This window comes from Phaeobacter sp. PT47_59 (genome assembly GCF_028890025.1).
In the GTDB taxonomy this organism is placed as follows: Bacteria; Pseudomonadota; Alphaproteobacteria; order Rhodobacterales; family Rhodobacteraceae; genus Phycobacter.
Window position 1 is genome coordinate 217,809 of the sequence record NZ_JARCJL010000001.1, and the last position, 11,428, is coordinate 229,236.

The 11,428-nt window shown below is 62.4% G+C and carries 11 protein-coding genes; 1 reads left to right on the top strand and 10 read right to left on the bottom strand.

Annotated features, from left to right (window positions below; all coding sequences use genetic code 11):
- Nucleotides 1–30: 30 nt before the first annotated feature.
- Genes PXK01_RS01025 through yajC form a run of 5 tightly spaced genes read right to left on the bottom strand, consistent with a single transcriptional unit; the run spans nucleotide 31 to nucleotide 4,151 of the window.
- Complete coding sequence (locus PXK01_RS01025; RefSeq protein WP_274846685.1) at nucleotides 31–384, bottom strand: Mth938-like domain-containing protein; 354 nt, start codon at nucleotides 382–384, stop codon at nucleotides 31–33.
- Nucleotides 385–444: 60 nt separating this feature from the next.
- On the bottom strand, nucleotides 445–1,200 hold the full coding sequence (locus PXK01_RS01030; protein ID WP_274846684.1) for a sulfite exporter TauE/SafE family protein: 756 nt from the start codon (nucleotides 1,198–1,200) through the stop codon (nucleotides 445–447).
- On the bottom strand, nucleotides 1,201–2,169 hold the full coding sequence (gene secF, locus PXK01_RS01035) for a protein translocase subunit SecF (RefSeq protein WP_274846683.1): 969 nt from the start codon (nucleotides 2,167–2,169) through the stop codon (nucleotides 1,201–1,203). It lies immediately after the preceding gene.
- A gap of 1 nt (nucleotide 2,170) precedes the next feature.
- Nucleotides 2,171–3,832 carry a protein translocase subunit SecD gene (secD, locus tag PXK01_RS01040; RefSeq protein WP_274858487.1) on the bottom strand — a complete coding sequence of 554 codons (1,662 nt, stop codon included), beginning with the start codon at nucleotides 3,830–3,832 and terminating at the stop codon, nucleotides 2,171–2,173.
- Between the two features lie 34 nt (nucleotides 3,833–3,866).
- Complete coding sequence (gene yajC / locus PXK01_RS01045; RefSeq protein ID WP_274846681.1) at nucleotides 3,867–4,151, bottom strand: preprotein translocase subunit YajC; 285 nt, start codon at nucleotides 4,149–4,151, stop codon at nucleotides 3,867–3,869.
- A gap of 227 nt (nucleotides 4,152–4,378) precedes the next feature.
- Between yajC and serS the strand changes: the two genes are divergently transcribed.
- Nucleotides 4,379–5,671 carry a serine--tRNA ligase gene (gene serS, locus PXK01_RS01050; protein ID WP_274846680.1) on the top strand — a complete coding sequence of 431 codons (1,293 nt, stop codon included), beginning with the start codon at nucleotides 4,379–4,381 and terminating at the stop codon, nucleotides 5,669–5,671.
- A gap of 94 nt (nucleotides 5,672–5,765) precedes the next feature.
- Here the strand turns inward: serS and PXK01_RS01055 are convergent, their stop codons facing one another.
- The 5 genes from PXK01_RS01055 to PXK01_RS01075 all read right to left on the bottom strand — a co-directional run bounded on the left by PXK01_RS01055 (nucleotide 5,766) and on the right by PXK01_RS01075 (nucleotide 11,292).
- Entirely contained in the window at nucleotides 5,766–6,419 is a 654-nt protein-coding gene (locus tag PXK01_RS01055; RefSeq protein ID WP_274846679.1) for a helix-hairpin-helix domain-containing protein, read from the bottom strand.
- 60 nt (nucleotides 6,420–6,479) lie between these two features.
- On the bottom strand, nucleotides 6,480–7,433 hold the full coding sequence (locus PXK01_RS01060) for a fatty acid desaturase (protein ID WP_274858488.1): 954 nt from the start codon (nucleotides 7,431–7,433) through the stop codon (nucleotides 6,480–6,482).
- 229 nt (nucleotides 7,434–7,662) lie between these two features.
- Nucleotides 7,663–9,129 carry a ribosome biogenesis GTPase Der gene (der, locus tag PXK01_RS01065; RefSeq protein ID WP_274858489.1) on the bottom strand — a complete coding sequence of 489 codons (1,467 nt, stop codon included), beginning with the start codon at nucleotides 9,127–9,129 and terminating at the stop codon, nucleotides 7,663–7,665.
- 73 nt (nucleotides 9,130–9,202) lie between these two features.
- Nucleotides 9,203–10,537 (bottom strand): PQQ-like beta-propeller repeat protein, encoded by a 1,335-nt coding sequence (locus PXK01_RS01070; protein ID WP_274858490.1) that lies wholly within the window; start codon nucleotides 10,535–10,537, stop codon nucleotides 9,203–9,205.
- An 80-nt stretch (nucleotides 10,538–10,617) separates the two neighbouring features.
- Nucleotides 10,618–11,292, bottom strand: a complete 675-nt coding sequence (locus tag PXK01_RS01075; RefSeq protein ID WP_274858491.1) for a hypothetical protein — start codon at nucleotides 11,290–11,292, stop codon at nucleotides 10,618–10,620.
- Between the last annotated feature and the right edge of the window lie 136 nt (nucleotides 11,293–11,428).

The window sequence follows — 11,428 nt, forward strand, 5'->3', positions numbered from 1 at the left end:
AAGACGAAATCGCCCGACGTTTTCCTCGCATCAGACCGGCAGCACGGCCAAGGCGATCCGGCGCCCTTCGGACAGAAGCACATTATAGGTGCGACAGGCGGCGGGGGAGTTCATCGTCTCGACCCCCATTCCGGCCGTCTCAAGGACCTGGCGCAAATCGGCGGGGATATGAGCCACCTCGGCGCCAGTGCCGATAAATAGAACATCGATCTCGTCAGCCAGCGCCAGCAAGGCCGCGTGATCGCCATAGCCGCCCCAAGCGCTGGTGCCCCGTGCTCCGGTGACAACGGCGCCATGGTGTACCTCGCCGCCGATGCGAAAGAACCCCTCTCCATAGCCGTCTACCGGCAGGGCGTCGGAATAGGTGACTTCATTCAGGCGCATGGATCTGTCTCTCCTGCTGGCTCCAGAATTCTCGACGACGGTTGCCGCCCGGCAAGGATATCATCCCCAAACCGGCAGGCCACCAACAATTGCAGCGGCGATAACACTATAGGCGACAAGACGATAGAGACGTTCTTTTTCCGGGTCAAAAAGCGCCTGCCCGACAAGGCTGCCCAACCCATAGGGCGGGATCAGCAAGACCCCCAGCCAAAGCGCATTTTCAGTGAGGATCCCCTGCCCCCACATCAGCGGCAGGGTGAGCAGAGATGTCAGTGTCAGAAAGACGATGGTATTGGCCCGCCCCCGCTCTGGCCCATCGGTCGAAGACAGTTGGAACAATACCGCGATTGGCCCGACAAGCCCGGTCGCCCCTCCGACCAGCCCGGATGCACCGCCAATGCCAAACCGTGCCCGCCACCCCGTGCCTGCCTTGCGGCGCCAGCCAAAGACCAGCGATGTCAAAGTCCCCGCAGCCACCAGCAAGACCAGCCAGCGCAGCAGGGTGATCTCCCAAGTGGATAGCGCATAAAGCCCCAAGGGCATCATGACGACAGCCGCCAGTACCAACTGCCCCACGTGTATCCGATTGCAGTGTCGAACAGCCTTGGGGACAACCGTGACCAGCGAGATCAGTGCCGAAACGGAAAAGGCTCCGACCGCAAGGGTCGGAGCCAAAAATGCAGTGGCAACAGGCATGAAGATCAGCGCCGCGCCAAACCCGGCAAAGCCGTAGACGATCCCCGCCACGAAGGTGACCGAGAGGACCCAAACCACGCCCGGCAGTGCAAGCGCAGTGCTGAGCCCCTCTGCCATCATCTAGGCGTCAACATTGGCAAATTGATTGCCGGTCGGCGTCGAGGGTTTGGACCAGTCGCGCTTGACCCCCAGCCACAGCAGGATGGTCGAGGCCACAAAGACCGAGGAATAGGTCCCGACAATGACCCCCCAGATCATCGCAAAGACGAAGCCGCGGATCACATCACCGCCCAGCACATAGAGCGAGATCAGCGCAATCAGCGTGGTCACGGAGGTCATCATGGTGCGGCTCAGGGTTTCGTTGATCGAGAGATTCAGCACCTCGGCCAGCGACTTTTTCTTGTAGCGGCGCAGGTTCTCGCGCACCCGGTCAAAGACCACCACGGTGTCGTTCAGCGAATAGCCCACAATGGTCAGCAGCGCCGCGATGATCGCCAGGTCGAACTTGATCTGCAGCTCCGAGAAGATGCCGATGGTCAGCACCACGTCATGCACCAGGGCGGCCACGGCCCCCAGAGCGAACTGCCATTCAAAGCGCAGCCAGATGTAGACCAGTACCGCGCCAATCGCCAGCACCACCGCGATGACCGCCGTCTGCACCAATTCGCCCGAAACCTTGGGGCCGACGGATTCGACCGAGACGAACTTGATATCCGGGGCAACGGTCGCAAGGGCCGCGTTCAGCTGTTCGATCACCTCGCCGGAAATCGACTCGCCATCGTCCTGCGCCTGGATCCGGATCATCGCCACATGCTGGTCTTCCTCGAAGGTCGGATCGAACACCTCGGTGATGGAGATATCGCCAAGGCCCAGCGGGCTCATCGCGTCACGATAGGCCCCGACATCGATGGCTTGGGTGCTTTCGGTGCGGATGGTGGTACCGCCGCGAAAATCGATGCCGAAGTTCAGCCCTTGCAGCATGAAGGAGGCAAACCCGACCACCATCATCAAGGCCGACAGGCCCAGCCAGAGCTTCCAGCGTTTGAAAAAGTCGAAAGAGGTACTTTCGGGAACAAGTCTCAGCCGCATATCACACCTCAATCGTTTTCGGACGGCGCCGTTCGAACCACATGACGATCATCACCCGCGTTACAAAGATCGCGGTGAAGACCGAGGTCATGATGCCAAGGCCCAGGGTAATGGCAAATCCACGCACCGGGCCCGAGCCCATGGCAAAGAGGATCACCGCAGTGATGAAGGTGGTGACGTTCGCATCCAGAATGGCGCTCAGCGCCTTGGAATAGCCCTCGTCGATGGCCCGCGCCGGACCACGCCCCGCCTTCAATTCTTCGCGGATACGCTCGAACACCAGCACGTTGGCGTCCACCGCCATGCCGACGGTCAGCACGATCCCGGCGATGCCCGGCAGGGTCAATGTGCCGCCGATCAGGCTGAGCGCGCCAAAGATCAGCGCCACGTTCAGCATCAGCGCGACGTTGGCAAAGATACCGAACAGACCATAAGACAGCGTCATGAAGACCAGCACGGCGATGAAGGCCACGATGGTCGCGATCTTGCCCGCGTCGATACTGTCCTGCCCCAGCTCCGGGCCGATGGTGCGCTCTTCCAGGAACTCCAGCCCGGCAGGCAGGGCGCCTGCGCGCAGGAGAACCGCCAGGTTGGTGCTTTCCTCGATGGAGAAGTTGCCGGTGATGATCCCCGATCCGCCGGGAATATGCGCCTGGATCACCGGCGCCGAAACCACCTCGTCATCCAACACGATGGCGAAGGGAGATCCGATGTTTTCCGCCGTATAATCGCCAAAGCGACGCGCACCGGAGGTGTTGAAACGGAAGGTCACCGCCGGACGGCCGTTCTGATCAAAGGAGGGCTGCGCATCCACCAGGTCTTCGCCGGTTACAACAGGAGCAGCTTCAACGGTGTAGAATGTGCCCGCCTCGTCCAGCGAGGGGATCACCTTGTTGCCGGTTCCGGCACGGGCGTCCGGCTCGCTGCCACGCCCCACCACCGGGTTGAAGGTCAGCTGCGCGGTGGTGCCGATGATCGCCTTCAGTTCCGACGCCGAGCCAATGCCCGGCACCTGGATCAGGATGCGGTCGGCGCCCTGGCGCTGAATGGTGGGCTCGCGGGTGCCGACCTCGTCGATCCGGCGGCGCACGATCTCCAGCGACTGGCGCACGGTGCGATCATCCGAGGCAAGGCGCTCGGCCTCGCTCAATTCGATGGTCAGAACATCACCATCGCCCGACACGACGATATCCGTCGCCCCGGCCCCGGTCAGGCTGGTGACCGGATTGGCAAGCCCGCGCACCACTTCCAAGGCCCGCGCCATACCGTCCGGTTTGGACAGCTTCACGCGAATCTGCCCATCGGGGGCCGGCTGCAGGCGGAAGGTGCCAATCGCGTCGCGTTCGGGCCGCAGGGCGTTGCGCACCTCGGGCCAGAGCGCATCCATCCGCGCGGCATAGACGTCTTCGACCTGAACCTCGGCCAGAAGATGGGCGCCACCGCGCAGATCGAGGCCCAGATTGACCAGCCCGGAGGGCATCCATTCCGGCCACTGCGCCGCCATCTCAAGACGCTCGGGCGTTTCGCCCTTCATCTCGATCGCGGTGACGGCGTCATTGGCCTGTTCGACGCGGGTGTAGAACGCATTTGGCAGGGCCAGCACAAGGCCAGCCACACATACCAGCCAGATCAGCACCCTCTTCCAGAGATCAATTTGCAGCATTGCCCTGCCTTTTCAGATAGTTGGGACAGGAGCCTTAGGCTGCCGGCTCGGTCTTCGAAAGCACCTGAGCAATGGTGGAGCGCACAACGCGCACCTTGACGCCTTCGGCCAGCTCGACCTCGACCTCATTGTCGTCCTTCACCTTGGCCACCTTGCCAATCAGCCCGCCCTGGGTCACCACCTGATCGCCACGGCGCAGGTCAGAGACCATTTTCTGGTGTTCTTTCATCTTCTTCTGCTGCGGGCGGATCAGCAGGAAGTACATGATCGCAAAGATCAGAATAAGCGGGAGAAACTGGCCAATCGCATTTGCGTCCAAGGGGATATTCCTTCTGTCTGGGAGGGCCCACGCTGGGCGCCCCGATTTTGCAGGCGAACCTATGCGCTGGCATGGGCAGTTGCAAGGCAAAGGCAGCGCGATGATGTGCAGATTCCGCCCTGCAACACCTTGGCAGGAACCCCGCTCTGCCCTCTTCCTCTTTGGCTGCGGCTGGGGCATAGGTTTGGCACTGATTCAAAATCGTCTCTCAGACAGGAGCCACCCTCATGCATGACATCCGCGCGATCCGCGAAAATCCTGCCGCTTTTGACGCCGCTCTGGCGCGGCGTGGGGATGCGGCTGTCTCTTCTGACGTGCTGGCCCTTGACGAGGCGCGCCGCGCCAAGATCCAGGCCGCCGAAGAAGCCCAGGCCGCTCAGAACAAGGCCGCCAAGGCGATTGGCGCGGCCAAGGCCAAGGGCGACAATGACGAATTCGAACGCCTGCGCAGTGAAGTGGCAGGCAAGAAGGCCGAAGTCGCCGCCCTGCAGGCTGAGGCCAAGGAGCTGGATGCCAAGCTCACTGACATGCTGGCCCGCCTGCCCAACAGCCCGGCCGCGGATGTGCCCGATGGCGCCGACGAGAACGACAATGTGGAGGTGAACCGCTGGGGCACGCCCGCAGAACTGGATTTCACCCCCAAGGAGCATTTTGAAATCGCAGGCGTCGCGGCAGCGATGGATTTCGAAACCGCCGCCAAGGTTTCCGGCTCGCGCTTTGTCTTCCTGAAAGGCGCCGTTGCCCGCATCCACCGCGCCCTGGCGCAATTCATGGTGGACACCCATGTGGATGAGAACGGCCTGACCGAGGTGAACTCTCCGGTGCTGGTCCGGGACGAGGCGATGTATGGCACGGATAAGTTGCCCAAATTCGGCGAGGACAGCTATCAGACCACCAATGGCTGGTGGCTGGTGCCCACTTCCGAAGTGCCGCTGACCTATTCGGTCGCCGAAGAGATCCTTGAGGCCAGCGCCCTGCCCATCCGCATGACCTCGCACACGCTGTGTTTCCGCTCCGAAGCGGGATCTGCCGGGCGCGATACATCGGGCATGCTGCGTCAGCACCAGTTCGAAAAGGTCGAGATGGTCTCGATCACCCATCCGGACGCTTCCGACGACGAACAAAAGCGCATGCTGCGTTGCGCCGAAGGGATCCTGGAGAAACTCGGCGTACCCTACCGGACCGTGGTGCTTTGCACCGGCGACATGGGGTTCGGCGCGCGCCGCACCTTTGACATTGAAGCCTGGCTGCCGGGCCAGGATGCCTATCGCGAGATTTCCTCGGTGTCCACCACCGGCGACTTCCAGGCCCGCCGCATGAACGCCCGTTTCCGTCCCGAGGGCGGCGGCAAGCCCGAGTTTGTGCACACGCTGAACGGATCCGGCCTCGCCGTCGGGCGCTGCCTGATCGCGGTGCTGGAGAACGGTCAGCAGGCCGATGGGTCGGTCAAGCTGCCAGAGGCGCTGGCCCCCTATCTCGGCGGCAAGCTGACCCTGACGGCAGAGGGCACCCTGGCCTGAGTCGGCCCCCGGTCGCAAAGACAAAAGAACCGGCCCCAAGGATGAGGGCCGGTTTTTTATTGTCCGATCTGTGATCGCGGATCAGACGCCGGGCTCAGCCCTTTGCCTTTTTCGATTTTTTCGCCTTTGCCGGTTTGTCCTTGGCAGGCTTGGCCTTGGCGGATTTCTCCTTGGCTTGCTTCTTCTTCTCCGGCTTGGCGTCGCTGTCCGCTCTGCCATCGGCCGTCTTGCGGGCCAGGATGGCCTCGGCCTTAGCCTTTTCCCGCTCGATCGCCTTGCGCGCCTTGGCCTTCACCCGCTTGGCCTTTTCCTTGGCCTTCACCCGTGCCTCAGACATTTCCAGAGCCAGTGCTTCGGCCTTTTTCGCGGCCTTGCGCGCCTTGATCTTAGCCTTGGCGGCTTTTTCCTCGGCCGCAAGACGCGCCGCTTCGGAGGCGGCAAGGGCGGCATTCAGTTGCGCTTCACTCTCGCCGGGTGCGGGCCTGTCCGCGCCGGTCTCGGCAGCCGACGCCCGCGGTTTTGGCGCCTTCTTCCTCGGTGTGGCCGCCCCAGTCTTCTTCGCTGTGCCTGCCAGATGATCCTGTGCCGCCTGCTGCAGCCGCGCGGCCCGCGCCGCGCCGATGCCCTTCACCTGGCCCAATGCTTCGGCACTGAGCGCGGCAAGCGCTTCGACCGATGTCACGCCATTGGCTTTCAGTGCTTTTTCCAGAACGGGACCAACCCCCGCAAGCTCACGAATAGCAGTCATATCTACCTTTCTGTCTCAATCCTGTCGTCCCCCGACTGAACGAAGAGTGCCACAGGCGCGCTAGGCCGGAAAGGGCACAAGACGCTTTTGCTCCTCATCCCAGAGTTTCAGTGACAGGGCGCGCAAAGCTTCACCAAAGGAAATACGACGCGGAGCCACCTCGGGCGGCAGGTTGTAATGGCATTGGCGCAGGCGGTAGCTGGGAATGCGCGCGTTGAAGTGGTGGATGTCATGCAGCGTGATATTGGCCACCGCGAAATCGAAGAACCAGCCGAAATCAAGACAGGAGGATCCCTGCAGCGCTGCCACCTGCGGATTGAGATCCGGGCGGCGGTCCCAATAGGTGTCTTCGAAATTATGCTGCAGGTAGACCAGGAAGACCCCCAGCATGCCGCCGAGGAAAGAGAAGGTGAACCAGACCAGCACTCCGGTTGTTCCAGCCACGTAGTAAAGAAGTGAGATCAGGGCGATGATCACCAGGTTGTGCAGCATCACCCCCATGATACCGAACTGCGTCGTATTCTTGGGCCAGCGATAGCGGATGAAATAGGTGAAGGCCGATCCCACCGGCACCAGGATCAGCGGGTTGCGATAAAGACGATAGGTCAAACGCTCCCAAAAGCCCGCCTCCTGCCATTCACGCAGGGTCATGGTGTGGATCTCTCCGGTTTCGCGATGTTCCAGATTGCCGATATTGGCGTGATGCAGATTGTGATTCTGTTTCATCACCTCGAAAGGCGCAAAGGTGAAGGGCGACAGAACATGACCGGCGATCTCGTTCTGACGGCGGGTCTCGAACAGGGAATGGTGGCCGGTGTCATGTTGCAGCACGTAAAGCCGCACCGCCGCAAAGGCAAAGACAATGCCCGCAGGCAGCAGCACATACCACTGCTCCACATAGGCGATGGCAAGGTATAGCGACAGGAAGTAGACCGCGAAGGTGCCAAAATAACTCAAGGACGCCAGGCGGTTGTCCTTCTTGGTATAATCACGCGTGTAAGCTCTCAGGTCCATGAGACCCCCTTAAATACGCTCTGTGACGCCCCTGTGAAATCAGTGAGGCGGATGCATCCAATAGGTTCAATAGCCACCGAACCCCATCAAAGGGGACGGCCGACCGTTATAAATTTAACGACTTGCTAACGAATTTCAACAACCGCACAGGCAGGGCGTGTAAAAACGCAGCACCCGCCCGCAAACCGGGAGGTGCTGTGCCTGCAATACCGCCGGTCGCGCGCAGGGTCTAATCCCGGCGCCCTTGCAGGTGTTTGCGCAGCTTGGACGGTGCCGCCTTTTTCTTGCCCTTGTAGGGGTTCTTGTCGCCCTGTCCGCGCATGGTCAGGCGGATCGGCGTGCCAGGCATGTCGAAATCCTCGCGCAGCCCGTTGACCAGGTAACGCGTGTAGCTCGCGGGGATCTTGTCCGGGTGCGAGCACATCACGACGAATCCCGGCGGGCGGGTCTTGGCCTGGGTCATGTAGCGTAGCTTGATCCGCTTGCCCTGCGGTGCCGGGGGCGGGTGCTGCTCCAGCATGCCCGTCAGCCAACGGTTCAGCGCCGCGGTCGGCACCCGGCGGTTCCACACCTGATAGGCGCGCAGGATGGCATCATGCAGCCGGTCCAGCCCCTTACCGGTCTTGGCGGAGACCGTCACCAAGGGCGCGCCGCGCAGCTGCGGCAGCAGGCGGGCAAAGGCCTCTTTCAAGGCTTTCAGCTTTTCCTGCTTGTTGTCCTCGACATCCCATTTGTTGACGGCAACGACCACCGCACGCCCCTCGCGCTCGGCCAGGTCGGCGATGCGCAGGTCCTGCTGCTCAAAGGGGATCTCTGCATCCAGCAGCACGACCACGACCTCGGCGAACTTCACCGCCCGAAGGCCATCCGAGACGGAAAGCTTTTCCAGCTTTTCCTGCACCTTGGCTTTTTTGCGCATTCCAGCAGTGTCAAAGATCCGCATCGGCGTGCCGGACCAATCGATCTGCAAGGAGATCGCATCACGGGTGATCCCGGCTTCGGGGCCCGTCAGCAGGCGGTCTTCACCGAGGATCTTGTTGATCAGGGTCGATTTGCCCGCATTGGGACGGCCCACCACGGCCACCTGCAAGGGTTTGTCCACGGTCGGAACCGGGGCGGCCTCTTCGGCCTCTTCCTCGGTCAGGTCTTCGTCCACGGAGACATCGGTGCTGGGCGCATGATCCTCGGCGGTCTTTTCGAACTTCTCCGCAATCGGCAACAGCTCGGAATAGAGATCGTTCATCCCCTCGCCATGTTCACCGGACATGCGGATCGGCTCACCCAGGCCCAGACCATAGGCCTCCAGCACGCCTGCATCGGCGGCGGCCCCTTCGGACTTGTTCGCGGCCAGGATCACATGGGCGGATTTCTTGCGCAGGATCTCGGCGAACATCTCGTCCACCGGGGTAACGCCGGTGCGCGCATCGATCATGAACAGGCAGATGTCGGCCATATCCACTGCACGCTCGGTCAGGCGGCGCATGCGTCCTTCCAGCGAATTGTCGGTGGCATCCTCAAGGCCGGCGGTGTCGATCACCGTGAACCGCAGGTCGCCAAGACGCGCCTCGCCCTCGCGCAGGTCACGCGTCACGCCCGGCTGGTCATCGACCAGGGCCAGCTTCTTGCCCACGAGGCGGTTGAACAGGGTGGACTTGCCCACGTTCGGGCGGCCCACGATAGCGAGGGTAAAGGACATCGGACCAACTTTTTGCGATTCAGACGCGCCCCATAGCGCATCTGGTGCCTTTGGGAAAGGGCTGATCGGTTCTTTAGCGGAAGGCGAGCAGATCGCCCTTGGTCGAAACCACATAAAGCGTGCTGCCCGCAACCACCGGCGCCGTGGTGGCGCCACCGGGGGCTACGACACTGCGCGCGAGGCTCCCATCACGGGGATCGAACAGCCGGATGACCCCATCATTGGAGGCAACCACGACCTGCCCACCGGCAACAACGGGGCCATAATGAGCCACCACAGCGCCTCGTTTGCCCGGCTTGTCCTTCAGGAATCCCGGCAGATCGACCGCCCAGATCACTTCGCCACTGGCCGCATCCAGACGCAGCAGCTGGTTGCGGTCGCTCAACTGGAACAGGCTGCCGCCAACCGGCCAGACCGGACCAATGGCGCCTTCCTGGGTGGTCCAGATCCGTTCGCCCGTGTCGGTATCGATGGCAACGGTGCGGCCCGAATGGTTGCCCACGAAGGCACGCTTTCCGACCACGACCGGGGCACCGGTCACATCACTGATCCGCGCCAGCGTGGAGCCAACCCGCTGCCCTGCGACCGAGGCGTTCCAGCGCCGCACGCCGCCGCGCTTGAAACTGGCGACCAGATCGCCTGATCCGAAGGCAAAGATTGCATAGGCCCCGGCAACCACCGGCGCAGGCGCGCCCAGCACGTTCGAGGGGCTGGCGACGCCTTCCACCTGCCAGGCAATGCGACCATCCGAGGCGTTGACCGCCCAGCCGGTATCATCCCCGGCGACCAGATAGACCAGACCATCCTGGATGATGGGTTCGCCGGATCCGGTGGCCTCCAGTTCCTGGCGCCAGATCTGCTTGCCACTGGAGGCTTCCAGCGCGGTCAGAACCCCGTAGCCGGAGGAAATATAGAGCACGCCCTTATCGTAGGCGAGGCCGCCGCCGGTCGCTTGCCCCCCACCTTCACGCGAGGGGATCAGGTCGGTCTGCCACAGGATCTGCCCACCCGGGGACACCGCAGACACCTGCGCTGCGCTATCCAGAGTGTAGATCCGGCCATCCGCCACAACAGGGCGGGCGGTGATCCGCTGGCGGCGACCGTCGCCTTCACCGATCGACACCGACCACGCCAGTTGAGGGGCCGCGCCAAGCGCCGGATGCGCAACCCTGTGCGCCTGCAGCCCATGGGTCTGTGCCCAGGCCGCATTGACTGTCTGTTTCGGCAGCGAGATCGGTCTCGATTGGTTGACAACCTTCGTCGGCGCATCCGCACGGATGTTTTCGCGTTTTCCTTGCAGGACAACTTCCGGTTCGGAACACGCGGACAAGAGCGTGATCACCGCAGTGCTGCACACAAGCGCCTTCACCAGCGCCCCCGCGCTAGAAATGGAAATAGCTGACGTCATTACCCTGCCCCGCACCCTGCCCTGCAAGTCACAATCCTGAACCGCGCCACTTCTGCGCGACCCGTCTAAACCTTCCGGTCTCAACCTTCGGAGGCGACCTCTGCCTCATCCGGGTTTCCACCAAGAGCCACAATCACTTGAGTTGCCCGTTCTTTCAAGTCCTGGCGCACCGTTGCATCCGCAATGATGGCCCGCAGACGTGTGATCGCGGCTGCACTGTCGCCCGCTTCGATATCCAGCAGGGCCAGTTGTTCAGCGGCCAGCAGCGACAGGGGCGCGCCTGGCTGCGCCAGCGCCTCATAGCGCAGGCGACGCTCGTCCACGCTCAGGACATCCGCCTGCAGCCCCAACGATTTGAAGGTGGCGGTATGCCGGTAGATCAGCGGCAGGTCGCCATCCGCGGCGATCTGATCGAGAACGGCAACCGCCGCCTCGGCCTGATCGGCCTCGGCCAGTGCACCGGCCTGCATCATCTTGGCCAGGGCCGCCCCCGCACCGCTGCCCGCGGCCACCGAGGCCAGGGCCGAAGCCCGTTCGGCCGCTGCATCGGGTTCCAGAGCCGCCAGCATGGCATCACCCAAGGCCTGCGCCGCCGCCTGCTCCTGCGCCTTGCTATACTCGCGCCAGGCTGCACCGCCGACGATCAGCACCACGGCAAGACCACCGATCCAACCATACCGTTTGAGCATAAGGAACAGCCGGTCCCGGCGGACCTCTTCTGTCACCTCATCGATAAAGCTGTCGGTATCGCTCATGAAAATACCCCTGATCTGCCCGGCTCTGCCGCGACGTTGTGGCCTTTTGATGCCTCTCTTAACCCGCCGGCAAAGCCAAGCCAAGTGCCACAATTGCGATCATCGACGCAGCAAGTCGGGGAAAAACCGAAAAAAT